This window comes from Aeromonas sp. FDAARGOS 1417, from assembly GCF_019046985.1.
Classification (GTDB): Bacteria; Pseudomonadota; Gammaproteobacteria; order Enterobacterales; family Aeromonadaceae; genus Aeromonas; species Aeromonas veronii.
In genome coordinates this window covers 3,778,199-3,800,000 of record NZ_CP077221.1, presented here as the reverse complement: position 1 = coordinate 3,800,000, position 21,802 = coordinate 3,778,199, and the positions used below count along the sequence as shown (strand labels likewise).

Annotated in this window: 21 protein-coding genes and 1 tRNA gene (1 of these 22 only partly in view); 10 read left to right on the top strand and 12 right to left on the bottom strand. The window is 57.4% G+C overall.

Annotation, left to right across the window (positions count from 1 at the left end):
- From I6L47_RS17590 to I6L47_RS17575, 4 genes are all read right to left on the bottom strand, one after another.
- Nucleotides 1-483, bottom strand: the 5' portion of a protein-coding gene (locus I6L47_RS17590; protein WP_005340581.1) for a bifunctional diguanylate cyclase/phosphodiesterase. The gene continues 1,449 nt to the left of window position 1, outside the view; 483 of the gene's 1,932 nt are visible here — the first part of the coding sequence; it begins with the start codon at nt 481-483; the stop codon falls past the left edge of the window.
- A gap of 23 nt (nt 484-506) precedes the next feature.
- The gene (locus I6L47_RS17585) at nt 507-1,007 is read right to left on the bottom strand and encodes a molybdopterin-binding oxidoreductase (RefSeq protein ID WP_005349099.1); all 501 of its coding nucleotides are present in this window, start codon (nt 1,005-1,007) and stop codon (nt 507-509) included.
- Nucleotides 1,008-1,109: 102 nt separating this feature from the next.
- Nucleotides 1,110-2,744: a chaperonin GroEL gene (gene groL, locus I6L47_RS17580; protein WP_005340575.1), complete on the bottom strand. Its 1,635-nt coding sequence runs from the start codon at nt 2,742-2,744 to the stop codon at nt 1,110-1,112.
- A gap of 43 nt (nt 2,745-2,787) precedes the next feature.
- Nucleotides 2,788-3,081: a co-chaperone GroES gene (locus tag I6L47_RS17575; protein ID WP_005340573.1), complete on the bottom strand. Its 294-nt coding sequence runs from the start codon at nt 3,079-3,081 to the stop codon at nt 2,788-2,790.
- A 242-nt stretch (nt 3,082-3,323) separates the two neighbouring features.
- Here I6L47_RS17575 and I6L47_RS17570 point away from each other — a divergent pair, with 242 nt between their 5' ends.
- Nucleotides 3,324-4,676 carry an MATE family efflux transporter gene (locus tag I6L47_RS17570; RefSeq protein ID WP_216947977.1) on the top strand — a complete coding sequence of 451 codons (1,353 nt, stop codon included), beginning with the start codon at nt 3,324-3,326 and terminating at the stop codon, nt 4,674-4,676.
- 34 nt (nt 4,677-4,710) lie between these two features.
- Here the strand turns inward: I6L47_RS17570 and I6L47_RS17565 are convergent, their stop codons facing one another.
- Nucleotides 4,711-5,187 (bottom strand): FxsA family protein, encoded by a 477-nt coding sequence (locus I6L47_RS17565; protein WP_201944313.1) that lies wholly within the window; start codon nt 5,185-5,187, stop codon nt 4,711-4,713.
- Between the two features lie 442 nt (nt 5,188-5,629).
- Between I6L47_RS17565 and aspA the strand changes: the two genes are divergently transcribed.
- A complete protein-coding gene (gene aspA, locus I6L47_RS17560) occupies nt 5,630-7,072 on the top strand; it encodes an aspartate ammonia-lyase (protein WP_005340569.1) in 1,443 nt (480 codons plus the stop codon).
- 125 nt (nt 7,073-7,197) lie between these two features.
- The gene (locus I6L47_RS17555) at nt 7,198-8,517 is read left to right on the top strand and encodes an anaerobic C4-dicarboxylate transporter (RefSeq protein ID WP_019444958.1); all 1,320 of its coding nucleotides are present in this window, start codon (nt 7,198-7,200) and stop codon (nt 8,515-8,517) included.
- Nucleotides 8,518-8,766: 249 nt separating this feature from the next.
- On the opposite strand, the gene tsaD is transcribed toward I6L47_RS17555, so the two are convergent.
- A complete protein-coding gene (gene tsaD / locus I6L47_RS17550) occupies nt 8,767-9,780 on the bottom strand; it encodes a tRNA (adenosine(37)-N6)-threonylcarbamoyltransferase complex transferase subunit TsaD (protein WP_005341236.1) in 1,014 nt (337 codons plus the stop codon).
- Between the two features lie 179 nt (nt 9,781-9,959).
- Between tsaD and rpsU the strand changes: the two genes are divergently transcribed.
- The 5 genes from rpsU (at nt 9,960) to I6L47_RS17525 (ending at nt 14,853) form a co-directional block, all read left to right on the top strand.
- Nucleotides 9,960-10,175, top strand: coding sequence for a 30S ribosomal protein S21 (gene rpsU, locus I6L47_RS17545; RefSeq protein WP_005309452.1), 216 nt, complete (start codon nt 9,960-9,962; stop codon nt 10,173-10,175).
- Nucleotides 10,176-10,190: 15 nt separating this feature from the next.
- The gene (locus tag I6L47_RS17540) at nt 10,191-10,634 is read left to right on the top strand and encodes a GatB/YqeY domain-containing protein (RefSeq protein WP_005349081.1); all 444 of its coding nucleotides are present in this window, start codon (nt 10,191-10,193) and stop codon (nt 10,632-10,634) included.
- Between the two features lie 88 nt (nt 10,635-10,722).
- Nucleotides 10,723-12,510: a DNA primase gene (dnaG, locus tag I6L47_RS17535; protein WP_216947976.1), complete on the top strand. Its 1,788-nt coding sequence runs from the start codon at nt 10,723-10,725 to the stop codon at nt 12,508-12,510.
- Between the two features lie 222 nt (nt 12,511-12,732).
- Complete coding sequence (gene rpoD, locus I6L47_RS17530) at nt 12,733-14,589, top strand: RNA polymerase sigma factor RpoD (RefSeq protein ID WP_234898261.1); 1,857 nt, start codon at nt 12,733-12,735, stop codon at nt 14,587-14,589.
- A 187-nt stretch (nt 14,590-14,776) separates the two neighbouring features.
- Nucleotides 14,777-14,853: transfer RNA gene (locus I6L47_RS17525), tRNA-Ile, on the top strand.
- A 164-nt stretch (nt 14,854-15,017) separates the two neighbouring features.
- On the opposite strand, the gene I6L47_RS17520 is transcribed toward I6L47_RS17525, so the two are convergent.
- From I6L47_RS17520 to purH, 5 genes are all read right to left on the bottom strand, one after another.
- Entirely contained in the window at nt 15,018-15,572 is a 555-nt protein-coding gene (locus I6L47_RS17520) for a cytochrome b/b6 domain-containing protein (protein ID WP_216947975.1), read from the bottom strand.
- Complete coding sequence (locus tag I6L47_RS17515) at nt 15,553-15,927, bottom strand: cytochrome b562 (protein WP_139430050.1); 375 nt, start codon at nt 15,925-15,927, stop codon at nt 15,553-15,555. The genes I6L47_RS17520 and I6L47_RS17515 overlap by 20 nt, the downstream gene beginning before the upstream one ends.
- 43 nt (nt 15,928-15,970) lie before the next feature.
- Nucleotides 15,971-16,201: a hypothetical protein gene (locus I6L47_RS17510; protein ID WP_216947974.1), complete on the bottom strand. Its 231-nt coding sequence runs from the start codon at nt 16,199-16,201 to the stop codon at nt 15,971-15,973.
- Nucleotides 16,202-16,204: 3 nt separating this feature from the next.
- Nucleotides 16,205-17,491 carry a phosphoribosylamine--glycine ligase gene (purD, locus tag I6L47_RS17505; RefSeq protein WP_005341242.1) on the bottom strand — a complete coding sequence of 429 codons (1,287 nt, stop codon included), beginning with the start codon at nt 17,489-17,491 and terminating at the stop codon, nt 16,205-16,207.
- A 114-nt stretch (nt 17,492-17,605) separates the two neighbouring features.
- A complete protein-coding gene (gene purH, locus I6L47_RS17500; RefSeq protein WP_216947973.1) occupies nt 17,606-19,198 on the bottom strand; it encodes a bifunctional phosphoribosylaminoimidazolecarboxamide formyltransferase/IMP cyclohydrolase in 1,593 nt (530 codons plus the stop codon).
- Between the two features lie 415 nt (nt 19,199-19,613).
- On the opposite strand from purH, the gene zntR reads away from it, so the two are divergent.
- A complete protein-coding gene (zntR, locus tag I6L47_RS17495; RefSeq protein WP_005341244.1) occupies nt 19,614-20,069 on the top strand; it encodes a Zn(2+)-responsive transcriptional regulator in 456 nt (151 codons plus the stop codon).
- Nucleotides 20,070-20,283: 214 nt separating this feature from the next.
- Nucleotides 20,284-20,523 carry an alternative ribosome-rescue factor A gene (locus I6L47_RS17490; protein WP_019444977.1) on the top strand — a complete coding sequence of 80 codons (240 nt, stop codon included), beginning with the start codon at nt 20,284-20,286 and terminating at the stop codon, nt 20,521-20,523.
- Nucleotides 20,524-20,627: 104 nt separating this feature from the next.
- On the opposite strand, the gene hemW is transcribed toward I6L47_RS17490, so the two are convergent.
- Complete coding sequence (gene hemW / locus I6L47_RS17485; protein WP_139741610.1) at nt 20,628-21,773, bottom strand: radical SAM family heme chaperone HemW; 1,146 nt, start codon at nt 21,771-21,773, stop codon at nt 20,628-20,630.
- Nucleotides 21,774-21,802 lie beyond the last annotated feature (29 nt).

The window sequence follows — 21,802 nt, the reverse complement described above, 5'->3', positions numbered from 1 at the left end:
GTTAATGTTCTTCTGCATCACAGAAGCGAGGGAGTAGGAGAGCGGCTCTTGCAGCGGGGCAAGGCGCATCATGATCTGCTGATAGTCAGATGCCCCGCTTTGCAACTTGGTGATGTCGGGCTCTATTTGGCGAATATTGGTTTCAATCAGCTGCACCAGACGCAAGGTTTTCTGCTTGTCCTGCATGCTCTTGCGCAGCTGGCCGCTCAACAGGATGGGCGTTCTGCTCCAGAGAATGTCATAACGCAACATCAAGGTGTCATGATCAATCCCGCCATAGTGATAGACCTCTACCGCATTGAGGAAACGCCCGAGCTCCAGCTGCAACTGCATCAGCGCCCAGGAGACATCATAGGTGTATTTCTCCATCGCTCTGGTCGCATTCTGGATCTGCATCAGGCAATAGAGGGTGCTCCCGGTAAACGACAGGATGGATACATACAGAATGACGAGCAGTGGCCACGCCCTGGTCTTTCCTTTCACCCCATGCTCCCGTGCTGTTTTTATCAGTGCTGAATGTCTATCAAATCCAACTGCCAAATCATCATGTCGGTATATTCGGATCGCTTCAATTCCGGATATTGATCAAGAGGCAGCATAAACCAGACCGGCCCCTTGTCACGCACCCGCATGACAGCCCCATTGTCTTCCCATGCAAGAATGGGCTCGTATTTGGCAACCTTGTCCCATTCAATGCGGATCTGGAAACTGTTCAGTGCTGTCAACGTAATGGTCTTGCCATCCGCACCGACTGCAGCCAATACATCGGCCAGTTTTGGGCCTCTGTAGGTGTGCGGCTTATCCACCCACGGGTTGCCTGTCACTATCTCATGTTGCGGCAGAGCCTGTAGTTTTGCCAGATCAAACAACACCTTGCCATCAACTTCGTCTGCCGACCTGATGTTGCCACCGACTTTCAGGATCACCGGCCCAGTCAGCGCCTCAGCAGCCATCACCGGCATGATGACCAATGAACACAGTAGTGTCAGCCAACCAAACATTTTCATATCGCCCCCATATTTGCTGTCTCAACAGACTCAGTTTAGCCAGATATAAAAAAACGGCTCGCCTTGAGCGAGCCGTTTGTCAAACAGAGCAAGGGGGGATGATTACATCATGCCCATGCCACCCATGCCGCCCATGTCAGGCATGGCAGGGGTATCTTTCTTCGGCAGTTCGGTGACCATGCACTCGGTGGTTATCATCAGACCGGCGATGGAAGAGGCAAACTGCAGGGCGGAACGGGTTACCTTGGTCGGATCCAGGATGCCCATGGCCAGCATGTCGCCATACTGTTCGCTGTAAGCGTTGTAACCGAAGTTGCCTTCGCCGTTCTTCACTGCGTTGGCAATGACGGAGGCTTCCTCACCGGCGTTGATGACGATTTGACGCAGCGGGGCTTCCATGGCGCGCAGGGCAACCTTGATACCGACGTTCTGGTCTTCGTTGTCACCACGCAGACCAGCCAGTTTGGCTGCAACGCGAACCAACGCAACACCACCACCGGCAACCACACCTTCTTCAACCGCGGCGCGGGTAGCGTGCAGGGCATCTTCAACGCGGGCTTTCTTCTCTTTCATCTCGACTTCGGTGGCTGCGCCAACCTTGATCACGGCAACACCGCCAGCCAGCTTGGCTACGCGCTCTTGCAGCTTCTCACGATCGTAGTCGGAAGAGGTCTCTTCGATCTGTTGACGGATCTGGGCAACACGGCCTTCGATCACACCGGCATCACCCACGCCATCGATGATGGTGGTGTTCTCTTTGGTGATGACGATGCGCTTGGCACGACCCAGATCTTCCAGCGTCGCTTTTTCCAGCTCCATGCCAACTTCTTCAGAGATGACGGTACCGCCAGTCAGTACGGCGATATCCTGCAGCATGGCCTTGCGACGGTCACCGAAGCCAGGCGCCTTGACGGCAGCCACTTTCACGATACCGCGCATGGTGTTGACCACCAGAGTCGCCAGGGCTTCGCCTTCTACGTCTTCAGCAACAATCAGCAGCGGCTTGCCAGCTTTGGCAACGCCTTCCAGCACCGGCAGCATTTCGCGGATGTTGGAGACTTTCTTGTCAACCAGCAGGATGAACGGGTCGTCCAGTTCAACGGAACCGGTCTCTTGCTTGTTGATGAAGTAGGGGGACAGGTAGCCGCGGTCGAACTGCATACCTTCAACAACTGCCAGCTCATCTTCCAGACCCTGACCATCTTCAACGGTGATGACGCCATCGCGACCCACTTTGTCCATGGCTTCAGCAATCAGCTTGCCCACTTTCTCGTCGGAGTTGGCGGAGATGGTGCCCACCTGAGCGATGGCATTGCTGTCAGCGCACGGCTGGGACAGCGCTTGCAGCTCGGCAACAGCAGCCACAACGGCCTTGTCTATACCGCGCTTCAGATCCATCGGGTTCATACCGGCGGCAACGGCTTTCAGACCTTCGTTGACGATTGCCTGAGCCAGAACGGTTGCAGTAGTGGTACCGTCACCGGCGGCATCGTTCGCCTTGGAAGCCACTTCCTTGACCATCTGGGCGCCCATGTTCTGGAACTTGTCTTCCAGCTCGATTTCGCGCGCAACAGAAACACCATCTTTAGTGATGGTCGGGGCGCCGAAGGACTTGTCCAGCACCACGTTGCGGCCTTTCGGGCCCAGAGTCACCTTGACGGCATCAGCCAGGATGTTTACGCCTTCCAGCATCTTGATGCGGGCTTCGTTACCAAACTTAACGTCTTTAGCTGCCATTTTTCTTCAATCCTTAAATCAATTCGGGGAAAAGGAGGATGGATTACTCTTCGACAATCGCCAGGATGTCGGTTTCGGAGAGGATCAGGACGTCCTGACCATCCAGCTTCTCGGTCTTCACACCGTAGCCTTCGTTGAAGATAACTTTGTCACCAACCTTCACGGCCAGCGCTTTGACTTCGCCATTATCCAGGATGCGACCAGTCCCCACGGCAAGCACTTCACCACGGGTGGACTTCTGGGCCGCAGTACCAGTCAAGACGATACCGCCGGCAGATTTGGCTTCAGCTTCGATGCGCTTGATGATGACGCGGTCGTGCAGTGGACGAATTTTCATCGATAACTCTCCCAAAATGAGTCTCATTGTTGCTTTGAGGAATGGCCGTTCCAGGCCAAATCGGATATGTCCCTGATGTGGGGCAGAGTTGCTAACCCTTCAAGGGCAAATACAAAAAAAATTTTTTCACGTACTATAAACATCTTCGATGGTTCAGCCATGTCCGCACTCTGGTGCAAGGTCGGTTCAAGCCGCCCAGTTTCCATGCAAGAACCTTCAAAGCCAGCTGTAGAGACGAGCCTTTGACCCGCACCAACCCCATGCTGACAGCCCCTATTCCGGTCGTACTGCGCCAGATGACGGGCCCCATGATCTTCGGCATCATCGCCATTCTGGCCTTCAATCTGGTCGATACCTTTTTTATCGGTATGCTGGGAACCGAAGCTCTGGCCGCCATCAGTTTTACCTTTCCCGTCACTTTTGTGGTTACCTCGCTGGCGATGGGATTGGGCGCCGGATTGTCAGCGGTGATCGGTCATACCCTGGGGCAGGGCAAACACGATGAGGCGGCCCATCTCGCCACCGACAGCCTGTTTCTGGCGGTGATCATGGTGGCCCTGCTCTCCGCGGGGGGCGCTCTCACCATCAAGCCTCTGTTTACCCTGTTGGGCGCCAGTGCCGAGCTTATCTCCCTCATCCATGACTACATGCTGATCTGGTATCTCACCGTCCCCATGCTGGTGCTGCCCATGGTGGGCAATGCCGCCATCCGGGCGACCGGCGATACCAAAACCCCCAGTCTGGTGATGGCCGTAGCCGGGTTGGTCAACGGGGTACTGGATCCTCTGTTGATCTTCGGCATCGGCCCCTTTCCCGAGTGGGGGATCCGCGGGGCCGCCATCGCCACCTCTATCTCCTGGTTGATGGCGATGCTGGTCAGCCTCTATATCCTGCGTCATCGGGAGGGCTTGCTGCTGTGGCACCTCTCGCCGCGGGCCCGGTTGCTGTCCCACTGGCAGGCGCTGCTCCATGTCGCCGTCCCCGCCTCTTTTACCAATATGCTCAACCCCCTGGCCAATGCGGTGCTGATGACGATCTTTGCAGGACTGGGTACCGAGGTGGTGGCGGCTTACGGTGCCGCGTCGCGGGTCGAGGCGCTGCTGCTGATTGTGATGATGGCCCTTGCCTCCGTGCTGGCCCCTTTCATCTCGCAAAACTGCGGCGCTGGCAATCCGGCCCGCGCCAAGGCTGCACTGCAGAGCTGCATGGGGTTTGCGTTGCTGTTCCAGCTCGCTATCTATGGCCTGACCTGGCTACTGGCGCCACTCATCGCCAATCTGTTCAGCGATCATCCGCAGGTCATTCGCCTCATCATTCTCTATCTGCATCTAGTGCCGATCGGTTACGGCTTTCAGGGCATGGTGATGCTGCTGGCCTCGGCACTCAATGGCGTGCGAGCATCCAGTATCTCGTTTTTGTTCAACGGATTGCGGCTGTTTGGTTTTCTGTTGCCAGGAGCCTGGCTGGGAGCAAGGCTGGGAGGAGAACAAGGGATATATCTGGGGATACTGCTGGCCAATCTGGCGGCGGGCACCCTCGCATGGTGGTATGCCCGACACCGCTTCGAGGCCTTGTGCCATCAGGGCAAACCCTGATTCAGTCACTCGCCTCGGTTTTTCGTCTCGTCGATTACTCTTTACGCTCAAATTCGCCTTCGATGGTGGTGCCGCCCTGCTTGGTGTTCCCCAGATGATCATCGGACGGTGCGTTGCCAAACGGCGATTGAGTACGCTGGAAGCCACCCATCTGCATCCGGAACTGGCTGCTGCCGATCAGCTTGTCAGCCAGTTTGTTACGCAGCCAGGGCTGCAGCAGCAGGACCCCGAAGAAGTCGGTGACAAAACCCGGGATAATCAGCAGCAGACCGGCCAACGCCAGCATCATGCCCCCCATCACCTCGCGGCCCGGCATCTCGCCCATCTGCATCTTTTGCTGGGCGCTGAACAGGGTTTTGATCCCTTCACTGCGCACCAGCGAGGAGCCCAATACCGCAGTCAGGATGAGCAAGCCGACAGTCGGCAGCGCCCCGATTACCGAGCCGACCTCGATCATCACGGTGAGCTCCAGCACAACCAGACCCACCAACAACAAAAACAACTTGCCCATATCCACTCCAGCACCGGTAAATTGAGAAAAAGTGGCGCCCATCCAACGATGGTCAGAGGCGATTTTGCCGCCCCGTCATCACCACTTTCTGCTCTGAATAAATGGGGGCAGCCCCCCTCTTTTCAAGTTGGCCAACTGACCCCTACGTCATCAGCAATCTAAAAAATCAGCAAAAAGTCACAAAAACTTATAAAAATCATCATGATAAAAACTTCATAACATATGTGTACTTTCCTCAAAGTAATTTGAAAATGTCGCAAATTTAGTGATCCACCTCTAATAACCGATACCTCAATTGGAGTAGTATATTGATTAGTTTTTCGGGAGGTCATTCTCCCAACCGCCCCACTCGATGTGTGGTGCTTCAGGATGAGCTGTGCGCAAGGAACTCGCGACCACTCGGTGAGGATTTTTCCATTTATCTGATTTCTGAGGCATTACAATGAGCGACATCAAGAACGTCCGCATTGAAGAAGACCTGCTGGGCACCAAAGAAGTTTCCAATGATCTCTACTACGGTGTGCACACCCTGCGCGCTGTCGAGAACTTCAAGATCAGCTCTCAGAAGATTTCTGACGTTCCGGAATTCGTCCGCGGTATGGTGCTGACCAAGAAGGCCGCTGCGCTGGCAAACGGTGAACTGGGTACCATCCGTCCTGAAATTGCTGACAAGATCGTAGAAGCCTGCGACCTGATGCTGAACACCGGCAAATGCTTCGACCAGTTCCCGGTCGACGTTTACCAAGGTGGTGCCGGTACCTCCGTCAACATGAACACCAACGAAGTACTGGCCAACATCGCCCTGGAAATCATGGGTCTGGAGAAAGGCCGTTACGACGTCATCAACCCGAACGACCACGTCAACAAGTGCCAGTCCACCAACGATGCATACCCGACCGGTTTCCGCGTTGCTGTGGTCAACAGCACTGACGTGACTCTGCACGCGCTGGAGCACCTGATCGCGGCATTCGATGCCAAAGCGAAAGAGTTCAAAAACATCCTGAAGATGGGTCGTACCCAGCTGCAAGATGCGGTTCCGATGACTCTGGGTCAGGAGTTCCACGCGTTCGCCGTGACCCTGCGTGAAGAGATCAAGTCCATCAAGCGCTGCCAGGAGCTGCTGCTGGAAGTGAACCTGGGCGCGACCGCCATCGGTACCGGTCTGAACACTCCGCCCGAGTACTCTGCACTGGCTATCAAGCGTCTGGCCGAGATCACCGGTCGTGCCTATGTGCCGGCAGAAGACCTGATCGAAGCCACTTCAGACTGTGGCGCCTACGTCATGCTGCACGGCGCCATCAAGCGTCTGGCCATGAAGCTGTCCAAGATCTGTAACGACCTGCGTCTGCTCTCCTCCGGCCCGCGCACTGCACTGAAAGAGATCAACCTGCCGGAAATGCAGGCGGGTTCCTCCATCATGCCGGCCAAGGTCAACCCGGTTATCCCGGAAGTGGTCAACCAATCCTGCTTCAAGGTATTCGGTAACGACATCACCATCACCTTCGCCGCCGAAGCCGGTCAGCTGCAGCTGAACGTCATGGAGCCGGTGATTGGTCAGGCGATGTTCGAATCCCTGAGCCTGATGGAAAAAGCCTGTATTTCCCTGCGCGAGAAGTGCGTGGAAGGTATCACCGCCAACCCGGAAATCTGCATGAATCACGTGCTGAACTCCATCGGTATCGTGACCTACCTGAACCCCTTCATCGGCCACCACGAAGGGGATATCGTCGGCAAGATCTGTGCCCAGACCGGCAAGAACGTCCGCGAAGTCGTTCTTGAGCGCGGCCTGCTGAGCGCCGAGCAGCTGGACGAAATTCTCTCCATCGAGAACCTGATGAACCCGCAATACAAAGCCAAGCGTTTCACCCGCGAAGCTGCCGTATAAGCGAGTGTGGGCCGGGATCTTCCCGGCCCATAAAGTCAGTTCCCGATTGGTCTTTATCCCCAGCCCGATCGGGAATTGGCTTTTTGCCAAATAAAAACCAAAAACTAAAAAATGGAGTTATCGCTATGATTGGAATCGAGTTACTTGTCGTGCTCGCCGCTATCTATCTGGGGGCCCGGATAGGCAGCATCGGCATCGGCTTTGCCGGTGGTCTGGGGGTACTGGTATTGACGTGGGGTCTGGGCATGCCCATCCCGAGCGATCAACTGGTCAGCTACATCCCTTGGGATGTGATCATGATCATCGCGTCCGTCATCTGCGCCATCGCCTGTATGCAACTGGCAGGCGGGATGGACTATCTGGTTTCTTTGGCTGAAAAAGCGCTGCGCAAGAACCCCAAATACATCACCTTCGCCGCCCCGGTGGTCACCTACCTGATGACCATGCTGGCCGGTACCGGTCATACCGCCTTCTCCACCCTGCCGGTGATCGCTGAAGTGGCAAAAGAGCAAGGGATCCGCCCATCCCGTCCGCTCTCCATCGCGGTTGTCGCCTCCCAGATCGCCATCACAGCCTCCCCGATCTCTGCCGCAGTGGTTGCCTTCTCCGGCATGCTCGAGCCGTTTGGTGTTGATTATCTGACCCTGCTGGCCATCTGCATCCCCTCTACCTTCTTGGCCTGTATCCTGGGCGCCTTCATTGCCAACATGATGGGCAAACCGCTGGATCAGGACGAAGTCTATCTGGAGCGTAAAGCCAAGGGCCTGATCAAACTGCGTGGTACTACCAAGCTCGAGATCAAACCGTACGCCAAACTGTCTGTCTGGATCTTCATCGCCGCCATCGTTGCTGTCATGGCTTATGCCACTGCCATCTCCGGTAAAGTGGGCCTGATCACCAACCCGCCGATCCCCCGTGACGGTGCCATCATGGGCATCATGCTGGCCGCGGCCACCATCATGACCCTGGTGTGCAAACTGGACGCCACCCAAGTGACCAACATGCCGACCTTCAAGTCCGGTATGTCCGCCTGTATCTGCGTACTGGGTGTGGCCTGGCTGGGTAACGTCTTCGTGAAAGGCAACATGGACACCATCCAGCTGATCGCTGGCGACCTGCTGAACCAGTACTCCTGGCTGCTGGCCGTGGTGCTGTTCTTCGCTGCCATGCTGCTCTATTCACAAGGCGCCACCACCAAAGCGTTGATGCCTGCCGCACTGGCACTGGGTGTCAGCCCGCTGACTGCGATTGCCTCCTTCGCAGCCGTGAGCGCCCTGTTCGTACTGCCGACCTACCCGACCCTGCTGGCCGCGGTAGAGATGGACGACACCGGCTCCACCCGTATCGGTAAGGCGGTCTTCAACCACCCCTTCTTCGTACCGGGCACCGCCACCATCGCCATCGCCGTGGCACTGGGCTTCTTCTTCGGCGGCATCCTGCTGTAATTCATCGCCTGCCGATTACCAAACAAAAATCCCCGCCAGTTGGCGGGGATTTTTTTATCTCTTTTTACTCTGTGGTTGGCTTGGCTGTCTGACAGCAAGAGGGCTGACCTCTTATCCGGATGGCTCAACCACGGCGACAGCAGACACTATAACAGCCTACCAGCTGCGCTATAACCACCGCTGCTGGATTGCCGGAGTAGTAGGCCACCATGGTACTCAGCACCACGCCAGAAGGCGGGAACCGTCGGATCAGACCGGATCCAGGGTATCCAGCGGCCAGCGCGGCACGGCTTTGACCGCCAGCGGTTCGAACACGCCCGCTTTCAGGCGCTGCATACCGGCATAGGCAATCATGGCGCCGTTATCGGTGCAATATTCAGTGCGCGGATAGAACACCTCGCCCTTGAGGCTCTCCATCAGCTCTGCCAGCTGGGCGCGCAGGTGACGGTTGGCACTGACGCCACCGGCGACCACCAGACGCTTAAGACCGGTCTCTTTCAAAGCACGACGGCACTTGATGGCCAGAGTATCGACCACCGCATCTTCAAACGCCCGAGCGATATCGGCACGGGTCTGCTCATCATCACCATTGGCGGCGATGGTGTTGGCGGTGAAGGTCTTGAGGCCGGAGAAGCTCATGTCGAGCCCTGGGCGATCAGTCATGGGACGGGGGAAGTGGAAGCGCCCCTTAGTGCCCTTCTCGGCCAGACGGGAGAGCAGCGGACCACCCGGATAGTCCAGCCCCATCAGCTTGGCGGTCTTGTCGAACGCTTCGCCAGCGGCATCATCGATGGATTCGCCCAACAGCTGATAGCTGCCGATGCCATCAACCCGCACCAGCATGGAGTGACCACCGGAGACCAGCAGCGCCACGAAGGGGAACTCGGGGGCTTTCTCTTCCAGCATGGGAGCCAGCAGGTGGCCTTCCATATGGTGGACGGCGATAGCCGGCTTGTTCCATGCCATCGCTAGCGAACGACCAATAGTGGCGCCCACCAGAATGGCGCCAACCAGACCCGGCCCCGCGGTATACGCGATGCCATCGATGTCATCTTTGCCCAGTCCCGCCTCTTGCAATGCGGCCTGGATCAACGGGATCGTCTTGCGAACATGATCCCGGCTGGCGAGTTCGGGGACGACGCCACCGTAGTCCGCATGCAGCTTGACCTGGCTGTATAACTGATGGGAAAGGATCCCTTTTTGATCGTCGAAGATCGCGATCCCGGTTTCGTCACAGGATGTCTCTATGCCCAATACACGCATTGCTAAAAAATTTCACTGCTAAAATGAGACGGCTATGGTAACCTTCGCGGGTTTTTTAAACCAGAGCGATCTCTGCGGGTTTACTTTCATTCCCTGTCCAGAGTATAATTTCGCACCATTTTAAGACATGCTGATCGATTGAAGATCAGCTAACAATTTATCACTGAGGTGAAAGGCACATGCCAGTAATCAAAGTCCGTGAAAATGAGCCGTTTGACGTTGCTCTGCGTCGTTTCAAGCGTTCTTGCGAAAAAGCCGGTATCCTGTCCGAAGTTCGTAGCCGTGAGTTCTACGAGAAGCCGACTACCATTCGTAAGCGCGCCAAAGCGTCTGCTGTAAAGCGTCACGCCAAGAAGCTGTCTCGCGAAAACGCACGTCGTATCCGCCTGTACTAATCGGGAGATATTGCCGTGTCTCTGAAGGATCAACTCAAGGATCAGCAAAAGCTCGCCATGCTTGCCAAAGATAAGGCACGTCTGGGAGCGATCCGCTTGTTGATGGCAGAAATCAAGCAACGTGAAGTCGATACCCGTATCGAGCTGAATGATGAGGATATCCTCGCTGTCGTGACCAAAATGGTCAAACAGCGCCGCGATTCCATCAGCCAATTTGAAGCTGCAGGTCGCCAGGATCTCGCCGACAAAGAGTCCGCCGAGATCGTTGTGTTGCAGGAATTCCTGCCGCAACAGCTGACCGCAGATGAAATTGCCGCCCTGATCGAGCAAGCCATCACTGAAAGTGGTGCTGCCGTCATGGCTGATATGGGCAAGGTCATGGCTGTCTTGAAGCCGAAAATTCAGGGGCGTGCCGATGTCGGCGCCGTCAGTGCTCAGGTGAAAACCCGCTTGGCGTAACAGGCAACTCTCTTGTTTGGTCGAAGAAGCCGTGCTTCCCTTGGAATGCGCGGCTTTTTTATTTTCTCCGCAATGAAACAGGACGGTTATGGCAGGCAGGATCCCCCAATCCTTTATCGACGATCTGCTCGTACGCACAGACATAGTCGAGCTGATCGACTCGCGAGTGCGGCTGAAAAAAGCCGGTAAGAACTACCAGGCTTGCTGCCCTTTTCATAACGAAAAAAGCCCCTCTTTTACCGTCAGCCAGGAGAAGCAGTTCTACCACTGTTTCGGTTGTGGCGCCCACGGCAATGCCATCGGCTTTGTCATGGAGTACGACGGTCTCGAATTTCCCGATGCCATCGAAGAGCTCGCCAGCATGCAGGGCATGCAGGTGCCTCGCGAGCAGAGCATCGGCGGCTCGGCCAATAGCCAGCCCGCCGTCAGCAAGGATCTGTTCGAGCTGATGAACCAGATAGCCCGCTTCTACGAGAGCAATCTCAAGAGTGCCCCCCACGCGGTGGAGTACCTCAAGGGACGTGGCCTGACCGGCGAAGTAGTCAAGCGCTTCAACATCGGTTATGCACCCAGCGACTGGGATCAGGTGCGCCGCCGCTTTGGTGCCAGCCGGGATCACGAGCAGTTGCTTATCTCGGGCGGCATGCTGATCACCCGTGACAATGGCCCGGGCAGTTATGACCGTTTCCGCGATCGCATCATGTTCCCGATCCGCGACAAGCGTGGCCGGGTTATCGGTTTCGGTGGCAGGGTGCTGGGTGATGGCACCCCCAAGTACCTGAACTCGCCGGAAACCCCCATCTTCCATAAAGGGCGGGAGCTGTTCGGTCTCTACGAGGTGAAGCAGGCACACAAGGATCCACGCAGGATCCTGGTGGTGGAAGGCTACATGGATGTGGTGGCACTCGGTCAGTACGACATCGACTATGCGGTGGCGGCGCTGGGTACTGCAACGACCAGCGACCATATCCACACCCTGTTTCGCACCACCGCCGAGGTGGTCTGCTGTTACGACGGCGACAATGCTGGTCGTGAAGCCGCCTGGCGCGCGCTGGATAATGCCCTCCCTCATCTGCAGGATGGCCGCGAGCTGAAGTTCGTGTTCCTGCCCGATGGTGAGGATCCCGACTCGTTGGTACGCCAGATCGGCAAGGAGGGCTTTGAAGCCCTGCTCGATGAAGCCCAGCCGTTCGCCGACTTCATGTTCGAGCGTCTCGGCCGGGATGCGGCGCTCTCCGGTGAGGCAGGCAAGTTCGAAGTAGCCAACAAGGCCGCCGAGCTTATTCGTCGCGTTCCGGAAGGGTTTACCCGCGAAGGGCTGATCACTCGTCTCTCCAGCATGATGCGTTGGGGTGAGAACAAGCAGCGCATCGCCGAGCTCTTTGCCCGCAACAGTCAGCCCAAGACCGAAGTCAACAAACCCAAGGCAGCCAAGCTGACGCCACTGCGGCGTGCGCTGGCACTGATGGTGCAATATCCGGCAGTAACGGCTGAGCTTCCCCCCATGCCGGAATTGGCCGGACTACGCGTACAGGGCATCAAGTTCCTGCTGCAACTGCACCAGCAGATCCTAGCACAGCCTAGTATCACAACCGGTATCCTGCTGGAACACTGGCGTGGTACCAAGGAGGGAGAGATCCTTGCTCAGCTGGCCATGCACGACCTGTTCGAGGAGATCAAACTCGATCAGGAGCCGGATATTCTGGGAGAATTGCAGGACACCTTCGTCGGCTTCATCAACCAGTTTCTGAAACAGCGGATCGAAGAATTGCAGGCCAAAGTGGCTCAGGAAGGACTAAGCTCCGAAGAAACCCAAGAGCTGATGATGCTGATCAGAGAGGTGCAAATTGAGAAAAGAAATGAGAGTGGGGCTTGATATTTGAGTGATTAGTCCCAATATGGATAGCGTTGCCCGAATCGACGGGATGAAAAGCAAAATTTTTATAACCGCCTGGCCCCGACAATACTGCGGGCAGGGGTTTCTCATGACCGACGCCGCAACCAGACATAGCATGTCTGGCGGTTTTCTATTAGAATTGGCTATTTGCGCAGCAGCGCACTGTACGCGCAACCTAGCAACACCAACCGGATGAGTTCTATGGAGCAAACCCCGCAGTCTCAGCTTAAACTCCTCGTTGCCAAAGGTAAAGAACAGGGCTACCTGACCTATGCCGAGGTGAACGATCACCTCCCGCAAGACATTGTCGATTCAGACCAGATCGAAGACATCATTCAGATGATCAACGATATGGGCATTCAAGTGGTTGAAAACGCTCCGGATGCCGATGACCTTATCATGGCTGAAGGTGGTACCGCCGATGAGGACGCTGCCGAAGCAGCGGCCCAGGCTCTGGCATCAGTTGAATCTGAGATTGGTCGCACGACCGATCCCGTCCGCATGTATATGCGGGAAATGGGTACCGTCGAACTGCTGACCCGTGAAGGCGAAATCGACATCGCCAAGCGGATCGAAGACGGTATCAACCAGGTACAAAGCTCCGTAGCCGAGTACCCTGAAGCAATTACTTACCTGCTCGAACAGTACGACAAGTACGAAGCCGAGCAGCTGCGTCTCTCTGACATCATCTCTGGCTTTATTGACCCGAACGAAACTGAAGATATGGCGCCTACCGCCACGCATATCGGTTCCGAACTCGGCGAAGACGATCTGGCCGACGAAGATGAAGAAGACGAAGAAGACGAAGACGAAGATGGCGACAACTCTGACGACGACGGTGACGGTGGTCCGGATCCGGAAGTCGCTCGCGAGAAGTTCGGCGAACTGCGTGCCCAGTATGAAGTGACCCGTCTCTCCATTCAGAAGAATGGTCGCGCGCACGAAGATACCCAAGCCGCCATCGCCCAGCTGGCCGATGTATTCCGTCAATTCCGCCTGATGCCCAAGCAGTTCGATCGCCTGGTCAACAACATGCGTGAAATGATGGAGCGCGTCCGCGTGCAGGAACGCATCATCATGAAGCTCTGCGTTGAGCAGGCCAAGATGCCGAAGAAAACCTTCGTCGCGGCCTTCACCAACAACGAGTGTGAAACTGCCTGGTTCGAATACCAGAAGCAGGCAGGCAAAGCCTGGTCTCCCCGTCTGGTTGAAATGGACGAGGATATTCAGCGCGCCATTGGCAAGCTGCAGCAGATTGAAGAAGAGACCGGTCTGTCGATTGCCCAGATCAAGGATATCAACCGTCGTATGAGCATCGGTGAGGCCAAAGCCCGCCGTGCGAAGAAAGAGATGGTTGAGGCCAACTTGCGTCTGGTTATCTCTATCGCCAAGAAGTACACCAACCGCGGTCTGCAGTTCCTGGATCTGATCCAGGAAGGCAACATCGGTCTGATGAAGGCGGTAGACAAGTTTGAATACCGTCGTGGCTACAAGTTCTCGACCTATGCCACCTGGTGGATCCGTCAGGCCATTACCCGCTCCATCGCGGATCAGGCCCGTACCATCCGTATCCCGGTACACATGATCGAGACCATCAACAAGCTCAACCGTATCTCCCGTCAGATGCTGCAGGAGATGGGTCGTGAACCGAACCCGGAAGAGCTGGCCATGCGCATGGGCATGCCGGAAGACAAGATCCGCAAGGTACTGAAGATCGCCAAAGAGCCTATCTCCATGGAGACGCCCATCGGTGATGATGAAGATTCCCACTTGGGCGACTTTATCGAAGATACCACCCTGGCTCTGCCAGCGGATGCGGCGACCAGCGAAAGCCTGCGCAACGCCACCCGCGAAGTGCTGGCTGGCCTGACCGCCCGCGAAGCCAAGGTACTGCGGATGCGTTTCGGTATCGACATGAACACTGACCACACCCTCGAGGAAGTGGGCAAACAGTTCGACGTTACCCGTGAGCGTATTCGTCAGATCGAAGCCAAGGCACTGCGCAAACTGCGCCACCCGAGCCGCTCGGAAGTGCTGCGCAGCTTCCTGGACGAATAGTCCTGACCCTGTGTCAAACTACTCTGCCAAAGCCCCGCCATGCGGGGCTTTGTTTTGTCTGGCATTTACCCTTGCGACCCTCTTTGCGCCCTCAATCAAGCTGGACAATTAGTCGCCAAGTGGTTGATATGCCTATAGACTGCCCTTTCCTCTTCCCCTATAATCCACGCCGCTAAACGCACAATTTGGCCCCTTAGCTCAGTTGGTCAGAGCAGTCGACTCATAATCGATTGGTCGTGGGTTCAAGTCCCCCAGGGGCCACCAAATTAGAAAAGGCCGCTCATGATGAGCGGCCTTTTTGCATCTGCGGATAGAGCAATGTCCCGTGATAAGTTCGATGAGGTCATAGAAAAGACCCGCCATGGGCGGGTCTGGGCAGGGTCCGGATCAGGCGCCTCACTCAGAGACAAGGAGCCTAATGCTGAGCCTCAGGTTTGCTCGTTGCTGCCGCTCTGGATGGACGATCGCCGCCCGGCGGGCAACATCCGGGTAACCAGATTGCTACGCTGACGCCAGGAGGTTAAGACGATGGCCAGCAGGTGCAGACCTATCAGCCCCTGTAGCGCGACCACGCACCACTCATGCCACTCGTCAGCCCCCAGTTCAAATCCCGTCTCGGTATTTTGAAACCAGCCGCTGCCAGCAGTGGCCAGCACAACCAGCCAGAGCGCCCACACGGCCAGCTTGCCGCTGCCGTGATGACCCGGTGCCGGAGGCTGCCGCTCACGCATCTCGCGCGCTTGCTGGCGAAAATCCTCACCACTTGGGATGAGGGCACCAAGGCGAGCGTAGCCACGGGCGAAAGTGAGCCCCCAGAGCAGACGCAAGGAGACCAGCCCAATGGCGCCGTAACCCAGCCACTCGTGCCACTCCTCCCCCGCTTCGTTAACCCAGAGGTTGCCGATGCAGACCGCCGCCAAGCCCCAGTGGGTCAGGCGAACCAGCGGATCCCAGCGAAAGGGCTCACCCTTTTTGCTTGGCATATTTGTGGTACTCCTTCTTCAGGTCGTTGACCTTGGCCAGATGTTCGCGCGCCTTGGCCTCATCACCCGCCTTGAGTGCGGCCAGGCTGGCGTCCAGCTCGGTCTGTACCTCGTTCATCCCTTCAAGGAATTTCTCTTTCTTGGCGGCCGGCATGTTCTTCTGCTTGGCCACATCCAGCTGGGCCTTCATCTCGTTGATGTGCTTCTCCATGGTGGCTGCATCATCAGCCTTGACGGCCTGCTTGTAGTTGAAGCCAATCTTCTTCATCGGCTGTTCCAGATCACCCGCCACGACAGGCAGGGTCATCAGGCCAAACATCAGGGGCAGCAGCAGGGGGCGGACGGTTTTCAACATGGGATTTCCTTATATAACGACATGCTCGAATTGTTAGGGGTACTTATGAATCCAAACAAGAATTCATCACCAGCATGATGCCATGACTCATGGTGAAACGTTTGTGAAAAATGCTGTTTTTTGTGGCAAATAGTGACAAATATGCCGCGCTTGTTTGCGCTTGGTAACTGATTGAACGCAGGTGACGCGCACCATGAGGATGGTTGAAAGCGGTAAACAGGGACAAAAAACCCCGCCGTAGCGGGGTCTGAATCAGCTGGCCAATGGCTTGCATCAGTTACTCCTGTTCGCGAGCAATGGCGCGCCAGCCGATATCCTTGCGGTAGAAGACGCCATCCCACTTGATGCGGCCAGCGAGCTGATAGGCACGCTGCTGGGCTTCTGCCACAGTGTGGCCGAGGGCGGTGGCGCACAACACGCGGCCGCCAGCGGTCAGGCTGGTATCACCCTCCAAGCGGGTACCGGCATGGAACACCTTCTCGCCCGCCACTTCATCCACCGGCAAGCCGCTGATGGGGTGGTTGGTGCTGTAATCGCCGGGATAGCCTCCCGCCGCCAACACCACGCCGATAGCGGCGCGGGGATCATAGATGGCCTCTTTCTGATCCAGCTTGCCTGCGCAAGCGGCCAGACAGAGCTCCACCAGATCGGACTGCATCCGCAGCATGATGGGCTGGGTCTCAGGATCGCCGAAACGGCAGTTGAACTCGATCACCTTGGGATTGCCTGCGCCGTCGATCATCAGACCGGCGTAGAGGAAACCGGTGTAGACGTTGCCCTCGGCCGCCATGCCGCGCACGGTCGGCATGATCACCTGCTCCATCACGCGTCGATGTACCTCGGCGGTCACTACAGGCGCCGGGGAGTAAGCCCCCATACCGCCGGTGTTGAGGCCGGTATCACCGTCGCCAACCCGCTTGTGATCCTGACTGGTGGCCATCGGCAGCACGTGCTCGCCATCGACCATGACGATGAAGCTCGCCTCTTCCCCCTCCAGAAACTCCTCAATCACCACCCGGGAGCCCGCTTCGCCAAAGGCATTGCCGGAGAGCATGTCGCGCACCGCGTCTTCCGCTTCCTGCAAGGTCATGGCGACAATCACCCCCTTACCTGCCGCCAGACCATCGGCCTTGATGACGATGGGGGCGCCCTTCTCGCGCAAGTAGGCGAGCGCAGGCTCCACTTCGGTGAAGTTCTGGTACTCGGCGGTCGGGATGGCGTGACGGGCCAGGAAATCCTTGGTGAAAGCCTTGGAGCCTTCCAGCTGGGCAGCGGCAGCGGTCGGGCCAAAGATCGGCTGACCGGCGGCGCGGAAGGCATCCACCACCCCTTTCACCAGCGGCGCTTCCGGCCCGACGATGGTGAGGCCGACCTGCTTCTCTTTGGCAAAGGCCAGCAGCCCTTCGATATCGGTTGCCTCGATGGCGACGTTCTCGACACCCGGCTCAAGCTGGGTGCCCGCATTGCCCGGCGCCACAAAAACGTGACGTACCAGTGGGGAGTGTTTGGCCTTCCAGGCCAGAGCGTGTTCGCGGCCACCGTTGCCAATGATCAGTACTTTCATCGTATCGCTCGCTTCTATTTGTGGTCACTGGACGGCCTCTCTGGCCGTCAGTCAGCGGAAATAGTCAGTTGAAAAGAGACAACAAAAGGGCCGCCATCGGCAGCCCCTGACCCATCAATGACGGAAATGGCGCATGTTGGTGAACACCATGCACATACCGTGCTCGTCGGCGGCGTCGATTACCTCCTGATCGCGCATCGAGCCACCCGGCTGGATCACGCAGGAGATACCGGCCTGCGCGGCAGCATCGATACCGTCGCGGAACGGGAAGAATGCATCGGAGGCCATCACGGAGCCCGCCACGGTCAGCCCTTCGTCCGCCGCCTTGATACCGGCGATTTTGGCCGAATAAACACGGCTCATCTGGCCTGCGCCGACGCCGATGGTCTGGCCATCTTTGGCGTAGACGATGGCGTTGGATTTGACGAACTTGGCCACTTTCCAGCAGAACAGCAGATCCTGCAGCTCGGCCTCGGTCGGCTGGCGCTTGCTGACCACGGTCAGGTCACCCAGCATCACCATGCCGAGATCCCGCTCCTGTACCAGCAGGCCGCCGTTGACACGTTTGAGGTCAAACCCTTGCGCCGGAGCAGTCCACTGCCCGCATTCGAGCAGACGCACGTTCTGCTTGGCGGCGACCGCATCGCGGGCCTCCTGGCTGACGGTCGGGGCGATGATCACTTCGACAAACTGGCGGGCCACTATGGCTGCCGCAGTGGCACCATCCAGCTCACGGTTGAAGGCGATGATGCCGCCGAAGGCAGAGGTGGGGTCGGTCTGGTAGGCGCGATCGTAGGCACTCAGCAGGTCGTTACCGATGGCCACACCGCAGGGGTTGGCATGCTTGACGATGACGCAGGCCGGCTCGTCGAACTCCTTGACACACTCCAGCGCCGCATCGGTATCGGCGATGTTGTTATAGGAGAGCGCCTTGCCCTGCAGCTGGATAGCGCTGGAGACAGAACCCGGCGCGGCATGCTCTTCGGCGTAGAAGGCGGCTGCCTGATGGCTGTTCTCACCGTAGCGCATGTCCTGCTTCTTGATGAACTGGCTGTTGAAGGTGCGCGGGAAGCGGGACTCCTCGTCACCCTCCTTGTTTTCACCGTAGGAAGGAACCATGGTGCCGAAGTAGTTGGCGATCATGCCATCGTAGGCGGCGGTGTGCTCGAAGGCGGCGATGGCCAGATCGAAACGGGTCGCCAGTTTCAGGCTGTTGCCGTTGGCATCCATTTCGCGAATAACCCGATCATAGTCGGCAGCTTTGACGACGATAGCGACATCTTTATGGTTTTTGGCGGCAGAACGCACCATGGTCGGGCCGCCGATGTCGATGTTCTCGACCGCATCCGCCAGGGTGCAGCCCGCTTTGGCCACGGTGGCAGCAAAGGGGTAGAGGTTGACGACAACCATGTCGATGGGGGAGATAGCGTGCTGGGCCATGATGGCGTCATCCTGATCCCGACGGCCGAGGATGCCGCCATGAACCTTGGGATGCAGGGTCTTGACCCGGCCATCCATCATTTCAGGGAAACCCGTGTAGTCGGAGACCTCGGTCACCGGCAGACCCGCCTCGCCAAGCAGCTTGGCGGTACCGCCCGTGGAGAGCAGGGCAACACCACGCTCGTTGAGTGCCTTGGCAAATTCCAGAATGCCAGTTTTGTCAGACACACTCAGCAGTGCACGGCGAATGGGTCGAGCTTGTTCCATCACACTATCGTCCTCAACATAACGGGGACCGTTCCATGGGAGGCGAGGCTCAACACAGAGAGTCCCCAAATAAATGGAAGTGGGGGATTTCGCAAACCACTCTCGCCCCAACATCCGGCAAAAGCGTTTTAGGAAATGCCCGCTTGGTGCGGCGCTCTGTTATGGGCGCGTATTCTACACAAAAAATGTGACCTGTGGTGGATTTTTTGAAACAGCAAAGCCTTATTTGGCGCGGCGTTAAACGTTTTCCACTTGATCTCCTCGAAACGTTTGCACTTTCAGTGTTTTATGGGAAAAAGGGTCGCCAGGAGATGTTTATCTGCCCCTTTTATGCCCTTGGCTGGCAATCCATGGGCAAAGGGGTGATAGTGGATTCCGGTTTTTGTGGCGGCATACATTCAAGGGGAGAGAGAGCATGTATCGGATCGGTGAACTGGCCAAGGCGTGCGGGGTCAAGGCAGATACCCTGCGTTTTTACGAGAAGAACGGGCTTATCTCACCGGGGATCCGCAACGAATCCGGCTACCGCCTCTACAGCGAACAGGACAAGCGGCGGCTGGAGTTTATTATCCGCGCCAAGTCGGTCGGATTCTCGCTGGCCGATATTGGCGAGCTGCTCGACCTCGATACCAACAAGGCCAAAGTCACCTGTCAGGAGGTGAAAGCGGTGGCCGACACCAAGCTGGCCCAGGTGGAGCAGAAGATCATCGAACTGACCCGCTTTCGCGACAATCTGCGCGAGCTCTCCAATATCTGCTGCGGCGGCCCCCGCTCGGCGGAGCACTGCGCCATCCTCGAGACGCTGGAATCTGGTGCCCCGGCCCATCACGAGCATCACAGCCACGACCAGCATGACCCGGTTCACGGCTGACATGGTATGCCTGACTGAGCGTGCCTGGCTCAGTGTGACTGACTCGGCGCGCCCGATGCATTGCTCCTGCGGCGATTTGGTGACAAAATCGCCGCGTTTTTAACCGGTGCCAGTGCATCCGGTTGCCGGGCGCTAGCCTGAACAGGCGCCCGCAGCGAAAACCGCCATCCAGACACAAGAATCAACACACCAAGAGAAAAGAAGAGGAGCCATCATGGCCAAGATCCGGGTCGACCAACCCGCCCTCCCCCGTGAGGAAAATGCGCAAGGGGGCTGCTATGCCCATCAGCGCGGCGAAATAAAGGATAACCATCTGCACGCCCTGCTCTCCGATCCCCTGTTTCGCAGCCGGGTCGAGCGCAACAAAAAGGGCAAGGGGAGTTACCAGCGCAAGGCCAAATTTGGCAAGCGGTGGGAGCCCGGCCAACAGCAGATGATCCGCGTCTGCTGCTGAACGGGTTTCTACCGCGCATAAACAATCAGGGCGCCAATGGCGCCCTGATTGTTTTGACAGAAGAAGCGATTTGGCAACGCCAACTCACAGCCTCAACAGGCCGCTCACTCATCCATAAAGAGTTCGAGCAATACGTTGAGATAGCGATGGCCGAGAGAAGTGAGCTGCCAGCTATCCCCCAGATCCTCGATAAGCTCCTTGCTTTGGGCGATGGCGAGCACCGTCTCTACCCGCTCCAGCGGCAAGCCGGTATAGGCCTCGAACTCCGCCTTGGGAGCAGGTTCAAACAGGCGGAAGCGGTTCATGAAGTATTCGAGCGGCAGATCGTCTGCCGTCACCTGCCACTGCTCGTCCAGATAGGGGCGACTCTTGTCCAGATACCCTTTTGGATGCTTCACCTTGGCGGTGCGCAGGATCTGTTGGTTCGCGAGATCGGTCACCTTGCCGTGGGCGCCACAGCCAATCCCCAGATAGTCGCCGAAACGCCAGTAGTTGAGGTTGTGATGGCACTGGTAGCCCTCTTTGGCATAAGCCGAGATCTCGTACTGGCGATAACCGCTGGCGGTGAGCATGGCGTGGCCCTGCTCGTAGATGTCCCACAGGGTGTCATCTTCCGGCAGTTTGGGCGGCTTGGAGGCAAACGCTGTGTTCGGCTCTATGGTGAGCTGATACCAGGAGAGGTGCGGCGGGGCGCAGTCGATCGCCTGCTGCAGGTCATAAAGGGCATCATCCAGACTCTGATCCGGCAGACCGTGCATCAGATCCAGATTGAAGGTAGGCAACTTGATGGTGTGGGCCAGTGCGGCGGCCTTGCGCGCCTCTTCCGGGCCGTGAATGCGGCCGAGGCGGGTCAGCTTCTCCTGCTGGAAGCTCTGCACCCCGATGGAGATACGGTTGATGCCGGCGCGCTGGAAACCGGCGAACTTGTCCGCCTCCACCGTGCCCGGATTCGCTTCCATGGTGATCTCGCAATCCGCGGTGAGCGGAATGCGGGCCCGCACCCCGTCCAGCAAGGTTTGCATCGCCTCCACCGTCAACAGGCTGGGAGTGCCACCGCCGATAAAGATCGAGGAGAGCGGCCGTCCCTGCGCCCACTTCAGATCCTGATCCAGATCCTCCAGCAGGGCGGCGACATATTCGAGGTGAGGCAACTCCCCCTTCTGGGCATGGGAGTTGAAGTCACAGTAAGGGCACTTCTGGACGCACCAGGGCACATGAATATAGAGAGAGAGCGGCGGCAGTTGCAGCATGGGGCTTCCAATAAAACGGGGGCTCAAGG